Below are 22,257 nucleotides of genomic sequence, written 5' to 3' on the forward strand. Positions count from 1 at the left end.
CGAAGATGTGTACGCCTTCCACACTGGTATGCCCGCCCACGCGACGTCCAACAGAAGAAAGCGCTCGGATTCAGCAGTTAAAGTGATCGGTCGTGGAACTGCGGCATCTCGAATACTTCGTGGCGGTCGCCGAGGAACGGCACTTCACCCGCGCCGCCCAGCGCATGCGGGTCGCCCAGTCAGGCCTGTCCGCGTCGATCCGCGCCCTCGAACGGGAACTCGACGCCGACCTGTTCACCAGGCACACCCGCCGGGTCGAACTCACCGACGCCGGGCGGGCGCTGCTCACCGAGGCCCACCGTACGCTGGCCAGCGCCGCCGCCGCACGCAACGCGGTCGCCGCCGTCCGGGGACTGTTACGCGGCAGCATCGCCATCGGCGCCGAACAGTGCCTCGGCGTGATCGACATGGCCCCGCTGGTCGCATCGTTCCGGCGAGCCCATCCCGGTGTCGAGGTCCAGCTCCGCTACGCCGGGTCCGGGCACCTGGTCGAACAGGTGCGGCTCGGCGTGCTGCAGGCCGGGTTCGTCGCGCTGCCCGGTCCGGCGCCGGACGGCGTACACCTGCTGCCGATCGCGGCCGAGACGATGATGCTGCTCTGCCATCCGGCGCACGCCCTCGCCGACAGTGCGACAGTCGACGTCGGTGAGCTGGCCGGTTCCGAATTCATCGACTTCAGCGCCGACTGGGGCGCCCGCCGAGTCAACGACCTGGCGTTCGCCCGCGCCGGCCTCGAACGCCGGGTCGCCGTCGAGGTCAACGACGTGCACACGCTGCTCGACTTCGTGCACCAGGACCTCGGGGTGGCGCTGGTGCCGGCCCCGGTTACCCGAAAACCACAGGCCAAGGGCCTGCACGCGGCACCGGTCACCGGCCCGGTCCCGGAATGGCGGGTGGCGGTCGCCCTGCCCGCCGCCACACCCGCCGGGCCCGCCACCGAGGCCCTGCTACGCCTGGCCCTGCCGAACGACTGACCTCAGTCTCACGGCCCTCATTTCTCACCGGTCGGACCCGTCGGCCTGAGGTCGGCGACGGCAGCCTCATAGCGCAGCAGGGTGTCGACGAAGGTTCGCTGTTCCTCCGAGGTCAGCGGGGCCAGAGCCCGGCGCCAGGCCTCGGCGCCCGGAGCGAGCCACTCGGAGATGGCCTCGCGGCTTTCCGGGGTGATGTCGATGATCCGGCGGCGGCGGTCGTCGTCGTCCTCGCGGCGGGCCAGGACCCCTCGGCGGCTCAGGTCGCTGACGATCAGGCTGATCGTGGTCGGCGCCACGCCCAGCACCTCGGCCAACTGGGAGACCGTCTGCGGGCCGTCGAGCAACAGCAGGGACAGCATCGACAGGTGACGTGGGGCCAGGTCGAGCGACTGCAACTGCTCGGGCAGGGGCAGCTTCTTGATCCGGCCGACCATCCGTGGCATCACCAGCAGCAGTTCCCGGACCCGGTCGTCGTTTGACATCCGCCCGCTCTCTCGAATAGCTTTGCTTGCAAAGGTGTTTTGTTGTCAAACCTTTTCACGGGGGATGGTATGCCACACCTCAGCGTCCACGTGCTGGAGAGCGACCTGGCCGGCCGCGAGACCGATCTGATCGAGAGGCTGACCGACGCGGTCGTCACCGTTTACGGCGAGTGGGCGCGCGGGCTGGTCGACGTCAAGCTGATCGGCCTGCCACCGGCCCGCTGGGGCATCGGCGGCGTGCCGGCGCGGGCGCCTTCGCCATACGTCACGTTCGGCATCAAGGAGGCGGCGTTCACCCGGCCCGACGCCGACGAGATCGTCGCCCGCCTGATCGCCGTGGTCACGGACGCGATCGTCGACGTCTTCGGCGAGCGCGTCCGTGACGGCGTCACGATCGACCTGGTGGCCACCGTCGCCGGACGCACCGGCATCGGCGGGGTGGTCGTCACTTCCTAGGACCGCACTCCCCTGGCCGGCCCCGACGAGAGGTGCCAACGGCCGAGCCTCCTGTCGGCACCAGCACGGGCCGCCACCTGGCCGCCACTGGCGAGCCGCGCGAAACGGCGCCCCCCTGATCGACAGCGGCGAGGGGCGTCGGGATGATGGCCCGCTGGCCACCACCCGCACGAGCCGTCCGAAACGGCAACCCCCTCATCGACGCCGGCGAGGGGCGGCGGGATGGCGGTCAGCTCTGGCCGGCGCCGGCGGGGGCCACCGAGGTGCTGGCCGGCGGCGGATTGGCCGGGTCGGCGGCGCGCTGGGCGTCGGCGGCGCGGTCCTCCTGCTCGGCTTCGTCGTCGTCGGTGGGTTCTGTGCCCGGGGGTTCGCGGTCCGGGGTCGGCTCGCCGGACGGGTGTTTGACCAGGTATCGGATCGCGGTGTTCAGCACGGCCAGCAACGGCACCGCGATCAGGCCGCCGACGATTCCGGCGACCACGATTCCGGCGGCGATCGCCAGGATCACCGCGAGCGGGTGCAGGGCCACCGCCCGGCCCATGATCAGCGGCTGGAGTACGTGGCCCTCCAACTGCTGGACGGCGATCACGATGATCAGCACGGTCACGGCGGTCACCGGGCCGTTCGCGACAAGGGCGACCAACACCGCCACGGCGCCGGTCAGGGTCGCGCCGATCACCGGGATGAACGCGCCGAGGAACACCAGGGCGGCGAGCGGCAGGGCCAGCGGCACCCGCAGCACGGCCAGGCCGATACCGATGCCCACCGCGTCGACGAAGGCGACGAGCACGGTGGCGTGTACATACGAGACGAGGGTGTGCCACGAGTAGTGCCCGGCCCGCGCGGTCGGCACCTGGGCCTGGCGTGGCAGCAGGCGGCACAGGAAGGACCAGATCTGGGCACCGTCGCGCAGCAGGAAGAAGAGCGTGAACAGCACCAGGAAGAAGCCGGTGATCACTTCGCCCAGGGTGGTCGCGGTGGTGATCGCCCCGCTGGTGACGGCGCCCTGGTTGGCGGTGAGCGCGTTCCGGGCCTGATCGACGTACTGGCTGAGTTGCGCGTCGGTCAGGTGCAGCGGGCCGCGCGACAGCCACGTCTGCACCTCGTCGACGCCCTCGGTGACCCGTGCCGACAGAGTGTCCAACTGGGAGATGAAGGTACGGACGATCAGCCCGAGCCCACCGAAGACCACGACCAGACCGCTGACCAGGACCAGTCCGGCGGCCAGGGACCGTTTGACGCCCCATCGCACCAGTGCGGCGCTGGCCGGCTGGAAGAGCGCCGCCAGCAGGATCGCCACCACCACTGGAATGATCACGACGCTGAGCAGCGAGATCAGGCGCAGCAACAGGTAGGTGGCGACGACGAACAGGATGAACCGCCAGGCCCAGGCGCCCGCCGTGCGTACTCCGGGTGGGAGAACGTCTTCGCTGGTCGGTCGTCGGTCCACGACGACCACCGGGGCGACCGGATCCTGCAACTCCGGGCCGACGGTGAACGGCGGAGGCAGATTTCGGCTGGCCGCCGAGGCCAAGGTGGTACGGGCTCGCTCTCGAACCGCCTGCGCCCAGCTCATGACTCTCCTCGTTACGCCACGTGACTCTCCCCCCTCACTTCCCTGTCACGGGCAGACACGAACCTCGGAACCCGAACCCGGGACCGAAGCCGGGGCCAGGACCGAAGCCGGGACCGGCACCGAAGCCGGAGCCGGCACCGAAGCCGGGACCGGCACCGAAGCCGGAGCCGGATTCGCGGGCGGCCAGTCAGCGGCCGGGCGGCCGAGGTAGAAGCCCTGGCCGAGCCGCACCCCGGTGTCGCGCAGCACCTCGATCTCGCCGGCGGTCTCCACGCCCTCGGCGACCACCGTCGTGCCCAGGGAGGCTGCGAACGCCGCCATCGCCGCGGTCAGCGCGCGGCGGGCCGGGTCCTCGTCGGCGTGGCCGACGATGCTGCGGTCGAGTTTGATGATGTCTGGCCGCAGCGCCAGGATGTGCTGCATCGTCGCGTATCCGGCGCCCGCGTCGTCGACGGCGAGCCGCCCACCGCGCAGGCGGATCCGGTCGGCGATCTCGAGGAGGAGGCCGTAGTCGTTGACGACGGCGTGCTCGGTGATCTCGACGACGATCCGGGCCATGTCCGCGCCCAGGTCGTCGAGCATGGCCAGGAACCGGGGGTCGACCAGGGTGTCGGGGGCGACGTTGACCGACAGGTAGGCGTCGGTGGGCAGCTCCGGGAGCCGGGCCAGGGCCTTACCGACGGCGTGCAGTTCCAGGTCGGGGCCGAGACCGGTCTGCCAGGCCTCGTCGAACCAGACGTTCGGCGGGCGGTACGGCTCGGCCGTGAACCGGGACAGCGCCTCTGCCCCGACCGGCCGCCCGGTGTCCAGGTCGACGATCGGCTGGAGGACGATCCGCAGCGCGTCGTCGTCGGCCAGCAGCGCGGTGATCCCGGCCCGGAGTGCCTCGTGGCGTTCCCGATCGCGGCGCTTCTCCTCGGTCGCCTCGACCTCGACGGTGACGTCGGTGCTGAATCCGTGATAGCCGACGATCACACCCTTGCCGTCCCGGAGCGGGGTGGCGTTGCTGCGCAGGTGCCGGATCGTGTGGTCGGTGTGCCGGGCGCTGTCCGCCCACTCCGCGGTGCCGGTGGCGGTGTTCGCCCGTACCGCCGAAAGGGCCTCGGTCAGCACCGCATCCAGGGGGCCGCCGACGACCTGGTCCGGGTCGAGGCCCAGCAGCGTGGTGACGCCGTTGCTGGAGTAGGTCACCCGCAGGTCGGCGTCGGTGCGCCACACCCAGCCGGACACCGTCTGAACGGTGCTCTCGAAGGCCTGCACCGCGGCCCGGGCGACGGCCCGCATCCGCCGGTGCAGGTCGAGCAGCCGGATCAGGGCCAGGGTGATCACCGGGAGCCAGCAGATCGAGATGACCGAGAGCCATTCGTCGAGTTCGGCGGGCTCGCCGTCGACGATGACGTCCTCCCACTCCCACAGCGACAGCACGAGCGTGAGCAGCATGCTGACACCGAGGACGACGATGACTCCGGCGATCAGCCGGTGGGCGGGCTTCTCGATCTCGGGCGAGGCGACGGCAGGACGAGGGGGTTCCGACACGGTTCACCGTTCGGCGGTGGCCCGTCGGCGTTGAGCATCGGGCCGGTGGCAGTTCAGGGGCAGCTGACGAAGAAGCCGTCCAGCGCCTCGGCGACCAGGTCGGGAGCGGTCATCGTGACGAAGTGGGACTGGCCCGGCCAGATCACCCGCCGCAAGCCGGGAATCACCTCGGCCAGGGCGTTCATCGTGGCGGGCATCGGCTCCCAGGTGTCGGCGCCCTGCATGAGCAGGGTCGGAACGGTGATCGTGGACCAGGTGGCCGGGGTCGTGGTGTCGTCGGTGAGGGCTTCCAGATCGTGCAGCCAGCCGACCGAGGAGGCCGGGTCGGGTCTGCGGTCGCCGGCCGCGGCGCGGAACGCGGCGACGACCGCCGGCGGCACCCGGGTCACCTCGTTGAGCACGTTGAACATCCCGGCCGCGTCGTCCGCGTCGAGGGCCGCACGGTAGCGGTCCAGCAGCGGTCTCACCCCGGAGCCGGCGGCGAACAGGGGTGGCTCGAACAGCGCCAGCGAGCGCAGCCGGGCCGGCTCGGCGGCCGCCACGTGCGGGGCGAGCGCGGCCGCCACATGCAGGGCGAGCATCGCGCCGTACGAACCACCGACCAGGTGGACCGGACGGCCGATCGTGTCGAGCACGGCGAGCACGTCGGCGACCTCGTGCCGCAACGACTTGCGGCCGGGCGGGACATCGCTCGGATGGTAGCCCCGGCGGGCCGGCATCCACAGCTCGAACGATCCGGCCAGCCGCTCGGCCACCGCCGACCACGAGTGCAGGCCGCCGCCGGAGCCGTGCAGCAGGACCACCGGATCGCCCGCGCCGGTCCGCCGCACCACCAGGCGGGTGCCGTCGGCGGACTTGATCTCCAGGTCAGTGCTGGTCATCGTCTTCTCTCCAGTGTCGAAGGGCGGTGTGGACACCCGCGACGACCCGCTGCCACGACGCGTCGACGTCGCGTGGATGCCCGAAGCCGGCGGCGATCTCCAACGTCGCGAAGCCGTGCAGGGTGCTGCGCACGAACCGGATCGCGTCGGTCAGCGCGGGCTCGTCGAGTCGGTAGGCGCGCAGCGTGGCGTAACTGATCTCGATCATGCGGAGGTGCCCGCCCGAGGCGCGGCCCACCTCGGGCGGCAGTTGCAGCTGGGTCGCGGTGTACTGCCCGGGATGGGCGACCGCGAACGCCCGATACGCGTCGGCGAACCCGGTCAGCGCCGCACGCCCCGACCGGCCGGCCACGGCGAGCCCGAGACGGTCGGCGAACGTGGCCGCGGCCCGCACCGCGACCTGCTGCACCAGCGCCTCCCGGCTGCGGACATGCCCGTAGAGGCTGGCGTCGGCGACCCCGAACCGACGGGCGACGGCGGCCACGGTGAGCCGCTCCAGCCCGAGCTCGTCGGCCAGCTCGGCGGCGGCCGCCGCGACGCGCTCGGTCGTCAGACCCTGTCGTGGCATCCCAACCTCGAACCCCTCGATTAAACCCTAGGGGCCCTAGGATAGCGGATGCGAGTGGAGCGCTCGTGAGATGGCTCGGGCGCTCGACCGCACCAGTGGGGACAGGGCGTGCGGCGAGACCGTGCCGTATCGCACGACCAGAGACAGCGCCGCGACCACCGCGCCCTGCGGATCGCGGATCGGGGCGCCGACGGACAGCGCGTCCTCGGTGACCTGGCGATCGCTGACCGAGAAGCCGTTGGTCCGCACGTCGGCCAGCATCCGGCGCAGCGCGGCCGGGTCGGTGACGGTGTACGGCGTGAACCGCTCGATGGGCGCGCCGATCACCTCCTCCTGCAGCGCCTGCGGCGCGTGGGCGAGCAGCACGAGGCCGACTCCGGTGGCGGACAGCGCGAACCGGCCGCCGACCCGGGTGTGCACCGGCACCGCGCGGCGGCCGGCGATCCGTTCGACGAACACCACTTCGGCGCCCTCGCGGACCGCCAACTGGACGTTCTCGTGGGTGACCTGGGACAGGTCCTCCAGGTAGGGCAGCGCCCGTTCGCGCAGGCCGAGACCGCGCGGAGCCAGCGAGCCGACCTCCCACAGGCGCAGGCCGACGCTGTACCGGCCGCCGGGATCGCGTTCCAGGGCGCCCCACGACACCAGCTCCCCGGCCAGCCGGTGCACGGTGGACAGCGGCAGCCCGGCGCGGCGGGCCAGGTCGGTGAGGGTGAGCGTGGTGTGCCGCGGGCCGAACGCCTCCAGGATCAGCAGGGCCCGCCCGAGCACGGGACCGGTCGCGGCGCGCTTCACCATCGCCGGGCTCCTTCCGAATGTCGGAAACCCAGGATGACCCGTTGCGACTCAGGTCACAAACTGCCGGGTATGACGACGGCATTCGTTCAGGACCAGTGGTACGTGGCGGCCTACACCCGTGAGGTGAGCCGGGAGCTCTTCTCCCGTACCGTATGTGGTGAATCGATCTTGTTCTGGCGCACCGGCGACGGTGCCGTGACCGCCATGTCGGACCGGTGTGTGCATCGCCGTTTCCCGCTCTCGGAGAAGCCCAGCCACCTGGTCGGTGACACCGTGGTCTGCGGATATCACGGCTTCACCTATGGCGCCGACGGCGTGTGCGTGGCGGTGCCCGGGCAGACGCGGGTGCCGCGGACCGCGCGGCTGCGTACCTACCCGGTCGTCGAGCAGGACTCGTTCGTGTGGGTGTTCATCGGCGACCCGGAACTGGCCGCGACCACCCGCATCCCGCGGGCGCCGTGGCTCGACCTGCCCGGCTGGACCGTCGTCTCCGGCATGGAACCGCTCGCCGCCCGGGCCAGTCTGCTGGTCGACAACCTGCTCGACCTGTCGCACGAGACGTACCTGCACGGCGGCTACATCGGCACGCCCGAGGTCGCCGAGACGCCGATCACCACCGAGGTCGACGAGGAGGCGGGCATCGTCTACGTGTCACGGCACATGGCCGACGCCGCCTGCCCGCCGTTCTACGCCAACTCGACCGGCATCACCGGACGGATCACCCGCTGGCAGGACATCGAATACACACCACCCTGCCTGTACCTGCTGCACAGCCGGATCGCGCCGGCCGGTGTCCTGCCCAACGCCGACGGCAGTGACCCGGACGCGTTCCACGTCGAGGTGGTCTACGCGATCACGCCGGAGACCGAGAGCTCCACCCACGACTTCTGGGCGGTGGCCCGCGACTTCGCCCTCGACGACCAGGAGGTCAGCGACTATCTCGCGGAGAGCAACCGGACCGTCGTGCTCCAGGACGTCACCGCGCTCGACACCCTGGAGCGGGTGATCAGCGGCGAACCCGACGGCTACCAGGAACTCTCCATCAACATCGACACCGGCGGCCTGGCCGCGCGTCGCATGCTGGCCCGGATGCGCGACAAGTGACCGGCGCGATGCTCCAGATCACCTGGCTGCCCGGCGACGACCGGCTGCGCGGCCGCTGCCACTGCGGGGTACAGGCCGAGGCCGACGAGCCGGTCGCGATGTGGGAATGGCTGCTCGCCCATCCCGACCATCCGGCCGGAGGCCCCGCGACGCCCGATCCGGCTGCGATCCTGCCGCGACCCCCGGCGCATTTCGTATGAATACGGTACGGGTCACCCGCATCACCGTCGTCGCAAAAGGCGTCGTCGCGCTGGAGTTGCGAAGCGCGGACCACCGTCCGTTGCCCACCTGGACACCCGGCGCCCACATCGACGTCCACCTGGGTCCCGGGCTGACCAGGCAGTACTCGCTGTGCGGCGACCCGGCCGACAGTGCCGTGTGGCGGATCGCGGTGCGTCGCCAGGAGAACGGGCGCGGCGGCTCCCGGCACGTCCACGACAACCTGTCCGAGCAGGACCTGATCGAGGTCGGCGAGCCCCGCAACCACTTCCCGCTCCAGCCCGCACCCCGCTACCTGTTCCTGGCCGGCGGCATCGGCATCACCCCGATCCGGCCGATGCTGACCGCCGCCACCGCACCCTGGGAACTCCACTACGCCGGCCGGACCACGCCGGCCATGCCGTTCCACGACGAGCTGGCCGCCGACCCCCGGGTGACCCTCTACCCGAACGGCCGTTTCGACCTGGACGCCCTGCTCGACCGTCACCCACCGGGCACCCGGGTCTACTGCTGCGGGCCGTCCGGCATGCTCCAGGCGGTCGAGCAGGCCTGCGCACGCCGGCCGGACCACCCCCTCCACCTCGAACGGTTCACCGCCGCACCGGCCGGTCGGTCGGAGGCGTTCGAGGTGGAACTGGCCCGCACCGGCCGCACCCTGCGCGTACCGGCCGACCGGTCGATCCTCGAAGTGGTCGAGGCGGCCGGGGTCCCGATCCTCTCCTCCTGCCGGGAGGGCACCTGCGGAACCTGCGAGACCGCAGTCCTCGCCGGCACCGTCGACCACCGTGACACCCTGCTGACCCCGGCCGAGCAGGCGGCCGACGACACCCTGTTCCCATGTGTCTCCCGCTCCCTCGGTCCCCGGCTGGTCCTCGACCTGTGAGCCGTGCGGCCGTTGGCTAAGTTGTCGATCATGACGGCATTCGACGAGTACGAACGTGAGCTCTGGGCGGGGCGGGCGGAGGCGTTTCTGCGAAGCTCCGCCGCTCTCTGCGCACATCCAGCCGGGGACCTGCTGGACGCCGCATCGGTCGGACGCGGGGATCGGTTGCTCGACGTCGGGACCGGCACCGGCACCGTCGCCGGGCTGGGCCACGACCGGGGCGCCGAGGTCACCGGAGTCGACGCCGAACCCGGCATGATCGAGGTGGCGCGGCAGCGGGTCCCCGGCGTGGAGTTCCGGCACGCGCTGCTGCCCCGGCTGCCGTTCGCGGACGGTGAGTTCGACGCGGCGGTGGGCAACTTCGTCGTCAACCACGTCGGCGATCCGGTGGCCGCCGTCCGCGAACTGGCCCGGGTCGTCCGCCCTGGCGGGCGGGTCGCGGTCACCATCTGGCCGTATCCCCCGCCGCCCGCACAGCAGCTCTGGGCCACCATCTTCGAGGCCGCCGGCGTCGAACGCCCGGCCGACCTGCCCCGGGTGGCTCCCGACCGGGACTTCCCACGCACCGCGGACGGTCTCACCGACCTGCTCGGGCGGGCCGGTCTGACCGAACCCGGCTGCGACACCATCACCTGGGACCACCGGACCGACCCGGAGACCTGGTGGAACGGCCCGGCCGGCGGTATCGGCTCACACGGCGCGATCCTGCGCCGCCAGACCCCGGCCACGGTCGAGCGAGTCCGGGCCGAGTTCGACCGGCACACCGCGCCCTATCGCGAGGCGGACGGCCTGCTCACCCTGCCGACCGCCGCGTTACTCGGAGTCGGCGTCGTCGGCTGACTCGCACAGCGCGGCGTAGACCTGCTCCCACGGCAGCGCCGGGTTGGCGGCGGCGTATCGGGCCAGGTCAGGGTCGTCGAGCAGGGCGAGAAGACGGTCGACGGGCAGGTACCGGCTGCAGGCCGCCCACTGCGCCACACACCGGTGCGGGTCGGCGGTGAGACGGTCGACGACCGTCGGGTCGACCTCGGGGTCGAGGGTGGCCAGCAGGCGCAGGTGCGGGTCGGGATCGTCGGCGAAGCGGGCCAGCCCGGCCGCCGGGAACCGCGGACGCGACAGCAGAGCGGACTGACCGGAATCGGCCAGATACGTGGCCAGGAGCAGGCCGGCCGGAGCATCGACCTGATGCAGCGCCACGTTCTCCCGTACCTCCGCATCGGGGTCTTCGGCAAGAACCGTGACCAGATCGGCGGGCAACTGCCGGGATCGCGCCGCCCACCGCCGCAGCCGTGGGTTTTCCGACCGCGCCCATCGCGCGGCCTCGCCCGGGTCGAGGTCGGCCGCGCGGGCCAGGATGTCCCGTTCCTTTTCGGTCAGGTACGCGTGAGTGGCGACCGCCGTCCGCACCTGTTCGGCGGGGTCCGCGCCGAGGCGTTCGATCTGGCCGGCGGTGAGGTCGCCGCGGCGCGCGATCTCGGCCCGGACCTCGATGTCGGTGTGACCGGACAGTTTCTGGACCATATCCGCCGGTAGGGTCCGGTTCCGGGCCATGCACCGCACCGCTTCGAGATCGCCGGCGGCGGCGACCTGCTCGGCCAGGGCACGGGACAGCCGTTGCTGTCCGAGCATCCACCACAGGCCGTGGGTGTGATGGGGCGGCAGGTCGGCCGGTTCGGCCGGCCGGCCGGAGGCGAGGAGCTTCTCGACCGCGGTCGCCGAGACCTCCGGATCCGGGTCGGCCGCGAGCATCTGCAGATCGGCCCAGCAGGCGTAACCGGCGGCATGCACGCGGGCCCGCCGATCCGGATGGCGGACGGCGACCCGGACCCGCCGCATGCCGTCGGTGAACAGGAAATCGTCGAGCAACTCGCTGATCGTGAAGAAGGCGCTCCAGGGCTCCGGCGTGTCGAACACGTCGGACAGCAGCCGGGTGAGGGCCTCGTCGGGCAGCGGGGGCTGCCGCACCGTCTCGAGGAACCCGGACCGCACCGACCATTCCGGGTCGTCCAGGAGCCGGTCGCGGATCGCCGGATCCATCGGCTGGTAGCGGACGAAGACACCCCGGACCGTCGCCGACGGGTGCGCGGCCAACTGTTCCTGCACATCGAGGGTGAGGTCGTCGCGGGTGACCAGCCCGACGGCGACCGGCACCGGCCAACGACGCAGCAGTCGTCGCCGCATGTCGTCCGGCAGCGCCGGGTTCTCCGCCATTCCGCTCAGCACGAGATCCGTCTGCACGGAGGCGATCGTAGGCCCCGCTGCCCGAACGCGGTCACCGACTGTGGTTGTCGATGTGGGTCAGACTCGGGTGGCCGTCCCACGATTCGGGTGGCCGTCCCACGAGAGGAACCAGGTGCCCGAACCCATCGACCGCACGCCGGCCGCGGCCCAACTGGCCGCGGTCTACGTCCTCGGCTGCCTGACCCTGCCGGCGGGCGCCTTCGCGTTCGTGACGCTGATCTTGGGCGGCGGCGCGCTCGCGGGACTGGCGACGCCGGCCGCGGCGACCGGACTGATCTACCTGGCCGGGACGCTGACCAGCCGGGCCTGTCCGGCGACGAGCACGGCGGCCGGGCGGATCTGGTGGGCGGTGGCGGTCACTCTCGGCGGGGCGGGCGGCGTCGTCGTCGGGGCGTGGCTCACGGTCCTGTTCGACGTCGAGTACGGCGAACTACTGCCGTGGATACCGCTCGCCGGGCTGCCGTACGTCCTGATCGCCGCGCTGTTCATCGGCCGCCGCGTGCGGATGGTCGCCCTCGTCGCCATCCTGGCGCTGATCGGTGGCGGCTTCTACGCGGTGCGGCAACAGACCCGGCAGGACCGGGCCGAGGCCGACCGGGCGCGGGTGACGACCATGCTGCGGGCCCCGCTCGACCTCATCTGGACGACCGAGATTCCCGGCTACCGGCGCAGGGTCGCCCCCACCGGCGACAGCACCGGCTACGAGCCCGCCGACCCGGCGGCCGTCCGGTACTGGGGTGAGCGGGACGTCCTGCTCACCGTCTCGCACACCGCCGTCGAGGGCACCGACTGCGGCCCCGCCGAGCTCTATCGCCCGGTGCCGCCGCCGAACCAGTCGCCGCCGGGTCCGGCACCGCGCGGCGAGGTCGTCTGCCAGGACCGCGGTGACCTCCTTCGCTACCGGCGCGGTCCCGGGGCACATGAGTTCATCCGTACGGCGGGCGGCACGGTGGTGCGGGCCGGCGCGAGCACGGTCGTCGACGAGGGGCTGCTCAAGGAGGCGGTGCTCGCCGCCCGCCCGATGACGCTGGACGAGCTGGAGATCGAGCTGTTCCACAGATGAGCGTCGGGAACCCCTCGGGGCCAACGTACGCACAGTCCGTCACCGTGGCACAGCGGAGCGCCATGCTCGGGTCGACGGAAGGCGATGGCACCGACCGGCCCGGTCGCGCCTGTCGCTAAGCTCTCCACAGAGCAGGAAGATCCACATTGGAGCCGACTGCTTCCGCGTTCACGACAGGGCAGCTCAGGAGCCTTTCCCAAGCTGGTGACCGGGAGACCTGCACAACACCGGGATTGGTGGCCAACCCGGCAATCCGGCAGGTACGGTACAGACTTCGTAGTCGGTGATCTTCTTCCGCTCCGATACGACACGAGGCTGATTGGGGAGCAATCGATGCCTGCGGCAGGCCGCTGGACGAACTGGTGGCGCAGGCGGCAGCCCGAACCGGTCGAGCCCATCGAGCCCGCCGAGGTGCCGGAGGAGCCGACCCCACCGGAGGATCCGTGGCGGCCGGTCGCCGGCGAGTTCGCCCTCCGGCTACTCACCCTCACCTGGGAAGCGGTCCACCACATCGGTGAGGCCGAGTTCCGCGAGCAGGACAGCGAGCGTCGCAAGGTCCTGTTCCGCATCGACCACTCGGTCACCCGGGTCCGCCGCCTCGCCGAGAACCTGCGAGTGCTCACCGGCGAACCGCTCGACGACCCGGACCAGCAGGTCACCTCACTGCAGGACGTCACGCACGCGGCCGGCGCCGCCGTCGAGAACTACGAGCGGCTGCATTTCGGCCCGATCGCCGACCTCGCGGTCGCCGCGGTCGCCGCCGACGACGTGATCCGCATCCTGACCGAGCTGATCGACAACGCCGACCGGTATTCACCGCCGACCGAGCCGGTGACCATCGCCGCACACCTCACCGGCGACGGCGACGTGGTGATCCGGGTCGAGGACAGCGGCATCGGCGTCAACCCGGCCCACCTGCCGTGGATCGAACGGCTCCTGGACAGCCCGGACGGTCCGCCCACCGACGAGCTGCGGCCCGCCCACCTCGGCCTGTCGGTGGCCGGGGTGCTCACCCACCGGCATCGATCGCTGCGCGTACGCCTGGTGCCCCGGCAGCCCCGCGGCACCGTCGCCATGCTGCTGATCGGCGCCGACCTGCTCTGCGAGACGCCACGGGTGGCCGAGCCGGAGCCTCCGCAACCGGCCGTCGAGGCGGTGCCCGAGCAGCGTCGGCCGATCGCCGGCAACGAGGTGACCATGGTGCTGCCGATGCAGAAGCAGGCCATGCCGCGCCGGGTGCCGGCCAGCGTCCGCGGCACCGACCCGCCGCCGCCCCCGGTCACCACCCAGGTACATCAGACCACCTGGCACGACGACGCCGCCGACTTCAACGCCGGTGTCGACGCCGCCCGTGCCAAGGTCCCGCACCGCAACGAGCGCCCCCCGAAAGCCGAAGGACCGCGATGAACGACTACCACTCCACCGCCGACGGCGGCCAGCCGGACGTCACCTGGCTGATCGACCAACTCGTCCGCGAGGTTCCGACGATCACCGCGGTCGTGCTGGTCTCCGCCGACGGGCTGCAACTGGCCTCCTCCGGGCACCTGAGCCGGGAGCACGCGGAGAGCGTCGCCGCGCTGGCCGCCGGGTTCCTCGGCATCACCGGCCAACTCGGTGGCCTGCTCCAGCTCGGCGCCCCGGAGAACCTGAGCATCCGCTACCCGCACGGCCACCTGGCCTTCCTGCGCATCGACGACCCGACGGGCGACTTCGTCGCGGCACTGCTGGTGGCGGCGCAACCCCAGACCCAGATCGGACACCTGGGGTACGCGATGACGACGTTCAGTCAGTCCGTCGGGCACGCCCTGACGCCGGAGACCCGGCACGCACTGCACCAGAACACGCTGCCCGCACCGGCACGCCGCTAGGAGGCAGGGCATGGTCCGAAGGCCGGGGCTGCACTGGAAGGTGCGCCCGTACATGACCGCCCGCGGGCGGACCGGCAGCCGCAGCCCGCTGCTGATCCACACCCTGGTCTCCACCGGCAACCGCTACGACCCGGTGCTCGCCGCCAGCCTCGCCCCCACCTCGCGGACCCTCTACGAGCACGCCCGGCGGATGTGCTCGGTGGCCGAGCTGTCGGCGAACTGCGGGCTACCCCTCGGCCTGACCCGCCTGCTGATCAGCGACCTGCTCAAGATCGGTCAGCTGGAGGTGCACGACCCCCGCTCCTCACAGGATCTAGCACTACTGGAGAGACTCCGTGCCGGCCTTGCCCGACTCACCTGACGGCGTACGGATGAGCAGCCAGATGACCTCGGCGAAGAACATGACCTCGGCGAAGATCGTCGTAGCGGGTGGTTTCGGGGTGGGCAAGACCACCGCGGTCGGCGCCATCTCGGAGATCCCGGCGATCCGCACCGAATCCTGGATGACCGCGGCCGCCGCCCAGATCGACCGTCTCGATCCGGGCATCGACAAGGTGACCACCACGGTGGCCATGGACTTCGGCCGGGTCACCATCGACGAGACCCTGGTGCTCTACCTGTTCGGTACGCCCGGCCAGCCCCGTTTCTGGCCGATGTGGGACGACCTGGTCCGGGGCGCGGTCGGCGCGCTGGTCCTGGTCGACACCAACAACCTGGCCAACTCGTTCGCCGCCGTCAACTACTTCGAGAACGACGCGGACGTACCGTGGATCGTCTGTGTGAATCTGTTCCATGGAGTTGCCACCCACGAGCTGTCCGAGGTGCGGGACGCGCTGGCGCTGCCCGCACACGTGCCGTTGATCGCCGCCGACATCCGTGACGCCCGCAAGGTCGCCCGAGCGTTGCTGGCCGTCGTGGACCACGCGGCGAAACAGGCCATCGGATAGACGGAAGAGCTCAACAGGAGGCGGATTAATTTGCGCAACATTCTCATCGTGGGGGCCGGCCAGGCCGGTCTCCAGCTCGCCCTGAGCCTGCGGGCCGAGGGCTACGAGGTCACCCTGATGTCGGCGCGCACCCCCGACGAGATCCGCACCGGCTGGGTCATGTCGACCCAGGCGATGTTCGACATGGCGTTGGAGACCGAGCGGGCGTACGGCCTGAACCACTGGGAGGACGAGACCCCGCCGATCCACGGCCTGCGGCCCACCCTCGCCGCCCCGCCCGGTCAACTCGCCCTGGAGATCATCGCGCCGCTGGACAAGCCGGCCAAGTCGACCGACCAGCGGATCAAGATGGCCCGCTGGCTGGAGGACGCCCAGGAGCGCGGCGTCGACGTCATCTACAACGCGGTCACCACCCAGGACCTGGACGCGATCACCCAGCTGGGCCGCTACGACCTGACGATCGTGGCGGCCGGCAAGGGCGATCTGGTGGCGATGTTCGACCGGGACCCGAACCGGTCGCCGTACACCGAACCGCAGCGGGGCCTGGCCGTGGCCTACGTGCACGGCCTCGAACCGGACCCGAAGTGGCCGGTGCCGCACGTCGGCTTCCACGCCATCCCCGGCATGGGTGAGCTGTTCGTCATCCCCGGCCTGACGCACACCGGTCCCTGCGACATCCTGTTCTGGGAGGCCGTACCCGGTGGTCCGCTGGACCGCTGGGCCGGGCACACCGGCCGGATGGTGCCCGAGCAGCACCTCGAACTCACCCTCGGCCTGATCCGCGAATACCTGCCGTGGGTGGCCGAGCGGGCCGGCAACGTACAGCTCACCGACGCCAAGGGCACCCTGCACGGCCGGTACACGCCGACCGTCCGCCGGCCGGTCGCGCACCTGCCGGGCGGAGGTAAGGTGCTCGGCCTGGCCGACGTGGTGATCGCCAACGACCCGATCACCGGCCAGGGCAGCAACACCGCGGCCAAGGCTGCCGACCACTACCTGAAGGCGATCCTGGCCCGCGGCGACCAGCCGTTCGACGAGCAGTGGATGACCGACACGTTCGAGGGCTTCTGGACCGCGCACGGCCAGGCGGTCACCGGCTGGACCAACGCCATGCTGCAGCCGCTCCCGCCGCACGTGCAGCAGCTGCTCGGCGCGGCCTCGCAGAACGAGCGGATCGCCCGCCGCTTCGCCGCGGGCTTCGTCGACCCCAACGATTTCCTCAACTGGTTCGTCGACCCGGAGAAGGCCACCGCCTATCTGGCCGAGGTGAGCTGAGCGGTACGCCGTAGCCGGAGGCACACCCAGGGCGGTGTGCCTCCCCCAGGACTACCCGTGCCGGAGCGCCTCGCCCTCGGCCACCGCCGCCTGCAACTGCTCGACCAGCAGGCGCAGGCCGGCGTCCAGGTCGACCTGGTCGCCGGTCTCCGCGACGATCTCGTCCCGCACCTCGTCGACGTACGGCTGCCAGGTCTCCAGGGCCCGTCGGGTGAACTCGGCCGCGACCTTCTCCCGCTGCTCGGCGGCCGCCCGGTCCTGGTTCGCCCGCGCACGATCGGCCAGCCGTCCGCCGACCGCGTCGGTCAGGTAGACGGCCAGTGGCAGGAACGCCTCCGCCGTGCCGAGATGCCGCCCCCAGCCCTCCGCGGCCTTCACGATCCGGGTCTTCCGGCCCGAGGCCGACCCGGCCGCCTCGCTCGCCACCTTCAACGCGCCGAGCAGCATGGTGCCGACCTTCTCGACATGTTCCGCGGCACCGCCGCCGGTCCGGTCCGGGCCCGGAGCCTCACCGGACTCCAGTGCCGTGACCAGCGACGCGAAGTCGGTCCACGACGGCCGAGCGCGCTCCCGTTCCCGGGTCTTGCGGATCGACTGCCGCAGCCGTTCCAGACGTACCTGATGCCGGGTGAACCACTCGTCGAGGCTGTGCTGGATCTCGCCTTGCGGGTCGCCCGCGCCCGGCTCCCCGGCCCGCCGCAGCACCTCGTCGACCAGACCGTCGAGCCCGGCCCGGGCGGCCTGATCGAGGGTGTCGAGCTCCTTCTCCCACCCGTCGCGACGGGCGACACCGTGGGCCGCCTCCCCGGCCCGCGCCGTGTAGTCGGTCAGCTGACTGCGCAGCTCGGTGACGGTCTCATCGAGGATCGCGGTCCAGTACCGCTGCCCGGCCGCGGCCCGCCGGGCCGGCGACGGAGTCACCGATTCCAGGGCGTCGGCCAGGCCGCCCATGCCGTCCCAGGCGCGGAAGGCATCCCAGGTCTCCGGGCCGAGATCGGTGTCCGGCCCGGCCGTCTGGAACGGATCCTGGGAGACGACGAACACCGGCACCCCGTCGTCCAGGCCGAAAAGCTCGCGCAGCTCACGCACCTTGCGGTCGCTCAGTTCCCGGTACTGGTCGGGGTCGTACTCCGGGTCCACACCGGCCTCGTCGAATCGGGAGATGACGAACCACATCGTCCCGGTCGGCCAGCCCTGGGTGAACAGACTCTGCAGGACGTCCCGTTCGGCGGTCACCAACTGCGGCGTGAGCACCGCGATACCGACGTCGGTGAGTCCGACCGCGGCCATCGCCCGGCGCGAGTTGTTCTGTGCACGGATGTCGGACCCGCCGACCACGAACCCGGGCGTGTCCCGGACGACACACCCACCGATCTCGACGTCGTTGACCGCGAACGTCTCGTGACGTGCGCTGATCGTGAGCCAGTCGGGAACGTCACCGCCGGTGTCGACGAGCAGACGGCGCAGCAGGGAGCTCTTACCCGTGTCGTAGGAACCGAACAGCGTCACCACCGGCCGGTCCAGCGCCGTGAAGGCGTCCCATTCGTCGGCGTGCTCCCCGGCCGGCGATCCGCCCGGCAGCCGCGAAAGCCAGTCCCGCACTGCGCCGATGTCGACCACTGTCACTCGTTCCCCTCTGCTGTGCCGATCTTCTCGGCGGCCACGATCAGGGCCTCGGTCACCTCGGCCCGGGTCTGTGCCGCCGCCATCCGTGCCGTGATCGACGAGGCGAGGGCCGACTGCTCGTCGCGCAGTTCCCTGATCGCCGCGGCCCGCTGGTCGAGCTCACCGACCGGGCCGTCGCCCTGCTCGCCGTGCAGGATCCGGTCGACCAGGCCGGCCGCGAATTCGTCGATGGCCTGGAGCGCCGATTCCTGCTGCCGTTTGTGGTCACCGGCCTTGCGGTGGTCGCTGACCATCGACGCGGCGTCGACGACGGCGGCGACAGCGCCGAGGAAGGCGGCGCCACGAGCCACGTTGCCGGCGCCCTTCACCGCGCCCCACGGCTTGAAGTTGTGGCCGATGAACTTGCCGATCGCGTAGACCGCGTCCCGGCTCGCCAGGGCGGTCGCCACCGTCGCCGCCGCTCCCGCCACCGTGCCGGTGCCCTCGGCGACGGTCTCCTGCCAGGTCAGGCCGTGCGCCTCGAACTCGGCCGCGAACTCGGGCGTCACCGAGAACGCGGCGGCCCGCATCTCCCGGCCGATCGCCGCGATGTGGTCGTTCTGCCACTGGTCCAGTTTCTGCGACGCGACGGCCAGATACCGTTCCAGGTCGGCGGCGACCGCCGGTGCCTTCCACCAGGAGTCGACCAGCTCGGCCAGCTTCGCGGCGTCCTTCCGATCGAGTTCGGCGACCGTGGATCTGGCCGCCGCGGCGTGCCGTTCCACCATCCGACGGGCGTCCTCGCGCAACGAGTCCCCGAGGAACTCGGCGTCACTCACCGCCGCCCGGAGGGTGGTGATCAGCGATTCCACCCGGGCGAGGTCCCGCGTGCCGTCGGCCTCGACCCGGCGGAGGGTCTGCCGATGCCGTTCCAGGCCGGTGACCGCGGCGTCGAACGCCGCCGACGACGACGCCGCGGACAGCTGCTCGTCGGACAGGTCCGCCAGCACGCCGGTCACCGCGGCCACGCCGTCCCACAGCCGGTTCTCGTCGAAGTCGGCGGGCGCCACCGTCGTGTCGCCGCTCACCAGGCCGAACGGATCACCGGACAGGCAGTGCACCTGCTCGGCCGCGACCTCCACGGAACGGGTGGCGAAGGCGGCCCGCAACTCCGCGCGCTTGTGGTCCTGCGCGTTCAGGAACTGCTCGGGCGCGGCCATCGGATCCACACCCAGCTCGTCGCACCGGTTGACGAGGAACACCAGCCGCGCGCCCTTGGCCGCGGCCAACTGCTCCAGCAGCGCGGTGTCGCCGACGAACAGGTTGATGTGGACGACGACGAAGACCAGGGCGGCCTCGACGACCGCTGCCATGGCGGCGTCATCGTGGCCGTCCTGTCCGCTCTGCAGGCCCGGAGTGTCCACCAGGTCGACCCGGCCCAGCGGATATCGGCGTGCGACGGCGGTCGCGGGCGACGCCCGGATGTCGAAGGCCGCGTCCGGCGTCCGGCCGCCGTCCACCACAAGCCGCCGGATCAGCGAGGACTTGCCCGAGTTGTAGTCGCCGAGCACCGCCAGCGCCGGTCGCGCCCCGTCGACCCGCCAGAACGTCCGGACGATGTCGAACAGAGCCGGGTCGTGCCGGGCCGCCTCCTCCAGTTCGTCCCGCCACGCGTGCAGGCCGATCGTCGACGATGGGTTCCAGGCCGCGGTCAGGGCCTGGGTCAGCCGCAGCTCGTCCTGCTCCCGGCGACGCGAAAACACCTCGTGGACGGCCGGGTCGATCCGTGCCGGACGATGGTCGGCGGCCGACCCGAGCCAGTCCTCGCCCAGCAGGATCCGGGTCACCTCGGCCGGCGACTCCCCCATCCGGCGTAACGCCCGCCGCAGGACGCCGGTCACCGCGGGGGCCGGCTGGATCGACTCGGAGTAGGCCCGCATGTCGGCGATCAACCGGACGATCCGGTCGCGAGCGGTACGAAGCTCGACCGCGGCGCGCAGCGACTCGCCGACAGCCGGCGCCACCAGTGTCCACGCGTCGGTCCGGCTGTCCCGGACGAGCGTGTCCTCGTAGTCGGCGAACGTCTGCTCGACCGCGCGATGGCAGTCCGCGATGGCGTCGGCCTTCGCCTTCCGGGCCCGCTCGGCCGCCTCCTGGCTCATCTTCTTGCCGAAGTACTGCTGCACCTGGGTGGCGATCCCGATGCCCGCGGCGACCGCGCCGAGCACCCAACCGGCCGGGTTCCAGATCAGGGCGGCCGCGACGGTGCCCACGCCCAGGGCGATGCCGGTGCCCCGGACGACCTCACCGGTGACACCGCCGCCCTCGTCGCCGAGGATCTTCGCGGCGTGCGACACGGCCGGGCCGCTCTGATCGGCGGTGCGGTCCACCGCGATCTCCAGCTCACGCCGTAGGAACTCCCGGCGCCCCGACCAGACGGCCGCCACCGCGGCGGAGATGGCGTCCTGATCGAAGACCGCCTCGGTGAACGTCGCCTCGTCGATCGCCTTCTGCTCGTCGAACGCCGTCCGGATCAGGTCGTCGGCCCGGGCCTTCGCCTCCCGGCGGCAGCCCGCCAGATGTGAGGCGGCGAGGTGCCGGACGAACCGGTCCAGTGCCCCGCCGGCCGGTGACGTATAGGGCACCCCCCGCGCCCGTTCGGCCTGCTCGAGAAGGTCCGCGCCGAGAGGATCCGCGCCGGACAGCCACGCGGCGCGTTCGGTGTCCTCCGGGTAACCGACCAGGTCGAACAGCGACTCGACGTCCTTCTCGAGCGTCTCCGCCTCCCGGTCGAGCTGTGCGGCGAGCGCTTCGAGTTCACCGATCCCCCGGCCGCACCGGGATCGCAGGTCCTCACGCAGCGCGGCCAGTCGCAGGTCGGCGCTGCCCTCGGCGATCGACGTGACGATGAGGCGTTCCAGCGTCGCGAAGTTCGACCACCGCTCGAGATAGTCCGTACCGAACTCCTCGCGCTGCCGGTGGAACGCCTTCTGCAGCGTGTCGGGTCCGTGGAAGGGGGTGGTGGCCCGCGCGAACAGCGCCCGCTGACTGTGGATCGCGACGACCGGGATGTCCGGCAACCCGATCTGGGCGAGCTGGGTACGGATGTTGTCGGCGTGCTGGCGTACCGCCTCGGACGGGTTACGCCGCTGGGCCTCGGGGACGATCGCCGGGTGCCGCCACCGCGCGTTGCGGACGTTGAGCACGGCCACCGCCGGTTTGCCGTGGTCCCGGATCCAGGCGGCGATCTTCGTGAACTCCATCTCCTGCTGGGCCTGGTTGTCGAAACACAGCAGCACGATGTCGGCGATCTCGACCGCCCGGCGGGCCTCGGCCTCCAGCGAATCGCGGCTCCGGGTCCGGCCCCAGCCGTTGATCCCCGGTGTGTCGAACAGCCGGCAGTCGCGCCACTCGATCGGCTGCACCTCGGTGGTCCAGTCGCTGACGCCGGGCGAGACGTACTCGCCGTCGAGTCGGCCGAACACCGACAGCAGCGTGCTCTTGCCGACGCCGGTACGCCCGAAGAACGCGATGTTGAACGATCCGAGCGACTCGCGTTCCCGGTCGAGGTGCCGGCGCAGGTCGTCCGGGAACCAGCGGAGGAAGCCGTCCAGCCGGGCGACCGGGCTGGGCGAGTCCGGTCCGAAGGCGGCGGCCAGCTCGTCGGTGACGGCGTCCAGACGGGTCAGTTCCGCGTGCCCCTGCTCGACGGCCGATCGAACGGCCTCCTCGAGCGACACCTCTTCGGTGCTCAACGTGTGTCCCGCTCCTCGCCACCCAT

General features: G+C 71.5%; 21 protein-coding genes. 12 read left to right on the forward strand and 9 right to left on the reverse strand.

The annotated features are described in order from the left end of the window. Window positions 1–92 precede the first annotated feature (92 nt). Complete coding sequence (locus Q0Z83_RS24550) at window positions 93–974, forward strand: LysR family transcriptional regulator (RefSeq protein ID WP_317796334.1); 882 nt, start codon at window positions 93–95, stop codon at window positions 972–974. 17 nt (window positions 975–991) lie between these two features. On the opposite strand, the gene Q0Z83_RS24555 is transcribed toward Q0Z83_RS24550, so the two are convergent. After that, window positions 992–1,456, reverse strand: coding sequence for a MarR family winged helix-turn-helix transcriptional regulator (locus tag Q0Z83_RS24555; RefSeq protein ID WP_317796335.1), 465 nt, complete (start codon window positions 1,454–1,456; stop codon window positions 992–994). A 69-nt stretch (window positions 1,457–1,525) separates the two neighbouring features. Here Q0Z83_RS24555 and Q0Z83_RS24560 point away from each other — a divergent pair, with 69 nt between their 5' ends. Beyond that, on the forward strand, window positions 1,526–1,912 hold the full coding sequence (locus Q0Z83_RS24560) for a tautomerase family protein (RefSeq protein ID WP_317796336.1): 387 nt from the start codon (window positions 1,526–1,528) through the stop codon (window positions 1,910–1,912). A 229-nt stretch (window positions 1,913–2,141) separates the two neighbouring features. On the opposite strand, the gene Q0Z83_RS24565 is transcribed toward Q0Z83_RS24560, so the two are convergent. Genes Q0Z83_RS24565 through Q0Z83_RS24585 form a run of 5 tightly spaced genes read right to left on the reverse strand, consistent with a single transcriptional unit; the run spans window position 2,142 to window position 7,271 of the window. Continuing rightward, window positions 2,142–3,488, reverse strand: coding sequence for an AI-2E family transporter (locus tag Q0Z83_RS24565; protein ID WP_317796337.1), 1,347 nt, complete (start codon window positions 3,486–3,488; stop codon window positions 2,142–2,144). A 45-nt stretch (window positions 3,489–3,533) separates the two neighbouring features. Beyond that, window positions 3,534–5,024 (reverse strand): EAL domain-containing protein, encoded by a 1,491-nt coding sequence (locus Q0Z83_RS24570; protein ID WP_317796338.1) that lies wholly within the window; start codon window positions 5,022–5,024, stop codon window positions 3,534–3,536. 53 nt (window positions 5,025–5,077) lie between these two features. Next, complete coding sequence (locus Q0Z83_RS24575; RefSeq protein ID WP_317796339.1) at window positions 5,078–5,905, reverse strand: alpha/beta fold hydrolase; 828 nt, start codon at window positions 5,903–5,905, stop codon at window positions 5,078–5,080. Continuing rightward, complete coding sequence (locus Q0Z83_RS24580) at window positions 5,892–6,473, reverse strand: TetR/AcrR family transcriptional regulator (RefSeq protein ID WP_317796340.1); 582 nt, start codon at window positions 6,471–6,473, stop codon at window positions 5,892–5,894. The genes Q0Z83_RS24575 and Q0Z83_RS24580 overlap by 14 nt, the downstream gene beginning before the upstream one ends. A gap of 36 nt (window positions 6,474–6,509) precedes the next feature. Continuing rightward, complete coding sequence (locus Q0Z83_RS24585) at window positions 6,510–7,271, reverse strand: IclR family transcriptional regulator (protein ID WP_317796341.1); 762 nt, start codon at window positions 7,269–7,271, stop codon at window positions 6,510–6,512. A gap of 69 nt (window positions 7,272–7,340) precedes the next feature. Between Q0Z83_RS24585 and Q0Z83_RS24590 the strand changes: the two genes are divergently transcribed. The 4 genes from Q0Z83_RS24590 to Q0Z83_RS24605 are packed head-to-tail and all read left to right on the forward strand — an operon-like array spanning window position 7,341 to window position 10,317. Then, window positions 7,341–8,375, forward strand: a complete 1,035-nt coding sequence (locus tag Q0Z83_RS24590) for an aromatic ring-hydroxylating dioxygenase subunit alpha (protein WP_317796342.1) — start codon at window positions 7,341–7,343, stop codon at window positions 8,373–8,375. Beyond that, window positions 8,372–8,575, forward strand: coding sequence for a hypothetical protein (locus tag Q0Z83_RS24595; protein WP_317796343.1), 204 nt, complete (start codon window positions 8,372–8,374; stop codon window positions 8,573–8,575). Before Q0Z83_RS24590 ends, Q0Z83_RS24595 begins: the two co-directional genes overlap by 4 nt. Next, window positions 8,572–9,477: a PDR/VanB family oxidoreductase gene (locus tag Q0Z83_RS24600; RefSeq protein ID WP_317796344.1), complete on the forward strand. Its 906-nt coding sequence runs from the start codon at window positions 8,572–8,574 to the stop codon at window positions 9,475–9,477. The genes Q0Z83_RS24595 and Q0Z83_RS24600 overlap by 4 nt, the downstream gene beginning before the upstream one ends. Before the next feature lie 30 nt (window positions 9,478–9,507). After that, window positions 9,508–10,317, forward strand: a complete 810-nt coding sequence (locus tag Q0Z83_RS24605; protein ID WP_317796345.1) for a class I SAM-dependent methyltransferase — start codon at window positions 9,508–9,510, stop codon at window positions 10,315–10,317. Here Q0Z83_RS24605 and Q0Z83_RS24610 read toward each other — a convergent pair. Next, window positions 10,291–11,715, reverse strand: coding sequence for a hypothetical protein (locus Q0Z83_RS24610; protein ID WP_317796346.1), 1,425 nt, complete (start codon window positions 11,713–11,715; stop codon window positions 10,291–10,293). The genes Q0Z83_RS24605 and Q0Z83_RS24610 overlap by 27 nt on opposite strands. A 115-nt stretch (window positions 11,716–11,830) precedes the next feature. Here Q0Z83_RS24610 and Q0Z83_RS24615 point away from each other — a divergent pair, with 115 nt between their 5' ends. From Q0Z83_RS24615 to Q0Z83_RS24640, 6 genes are all read left to right on the forward strand, one after another. Continuing rightward, a complete protein-coding gene (locus Q0Z83_RS24615; protein ID WP_317796347.1) occupies window positions 11,831–12,781 on the forward strand; it encodes a hypothetical protein in 951 nt (316 codons plus the stop codon). Between the two features lie 333 nt (window positions 12,782–13,114). Further along, a complete protein-coding gene (locus Q0Z83_RS24620) occupies window positions 13,115–14,188 on the forward strand; it encodes a sensor histidine kinase (protein ID WP_317796348.1) in 1,074 nt (357 codons plus the stop codon). Then, window positions 14,185–14,649 (forward strand): roadblock/LC7 domain-containing protein, encoded by a 465-nt coding sequence (locus Q0Z83_RS24625; protein ID WP_317796349.1) that lies wholly within the window; start codon window positions 14,185–14,187, stop codon window positions 14,647–14,649. Before Q0Z83_RS24620 ends, Q0Z83_RS24625 begins: the two co-directional genes overlap by 4 nt. Window positions 14,650–14,659: 10 nt before the next feature. After that, complete coding sequence (locus Q0Z83_RS24630; RefSeq protein ID WP_317796350.1) at window positions 14,660–15,010, forward strand: DUF742 domain-containing protein; 351 nt, start codon at window positions 14,660–14,662, stop codon at window positions 15,008–15,010. 10 nt (window positions 15,011–15,020) lie between these two features. After that, the gene (locus Q0Z83_RS24635; RefSeq protein WP_317796351.1) at window positions 15,021–15,596 is read left to right on the forward strand and encodes a GTP-binding protein; all 576 of its coding nucleotides are present in this window, start codon (window positions 15,021–15,023) and stop codon (window positions 15,594–15,596) included. Window positions 15,597–15,626: 30 nt separating this feature from the next. Beyond that, window positions 15,627–16,871, forward strand: a complete 1,245-nt coding sequence (locus Q0Z83_RS24640; RefSeq protein WP_317796352.1) for a styrene monooxygenase/indole monooxygenase family protein — start codon at window positions 15,627–15,629, stop codon at window positions 16,869–16,871. 51 nt (window positions 16,872–16,922) lie between these two features. Here Q0Z83_RS24640 and Q0Z83_RS24645 read toward each other — a convergent pair whose 3' ends face one another. Together Q0Z83_RS24645 and Q0Z83_RS24650 are read right to left on the reverse strand one after the other, a co-directional pair. Continuing rightward, window positions 16,923–18,497 (reverse strand): GTPase domain-containing protein, encoded by a 1,575-nt coding sequence (locus Q0Z83_RS24645; protein WP_317796353.1) that lies wholly within the window; start codon window positions 18,495–18,497, stop codon window positions 16,923–16,925. Next, window positions 18,494–22,231: a GTPase gene (locus tag Q0Z83_RS24650; protein WP_317796354.1), complete on the reverse strand. Its 3,738-nt coding sequence runs from the start codon at window positions 22,229–22,231 to the stop codon at window positions 18,494–18,496. Before Q0Z83_RS24650 ends, Q0Z83_RS24645 begins: the two co-directional genes overlap by 4 nt. Between the last annotated feature and the right edge of the window lie 26 nt (window positions 22,232–22,257).

It is taken from the genome of Actinoplanes sichuanensis, from assembly GCF_033097365.1.
Classification (GTDB): domain Bacteria; phylum Actinomycetota; class Actinomycetes; order Mycobacteriales; family Micromonosporaceae; genus Actinoplanes; species Actinoplanes sichuanensis.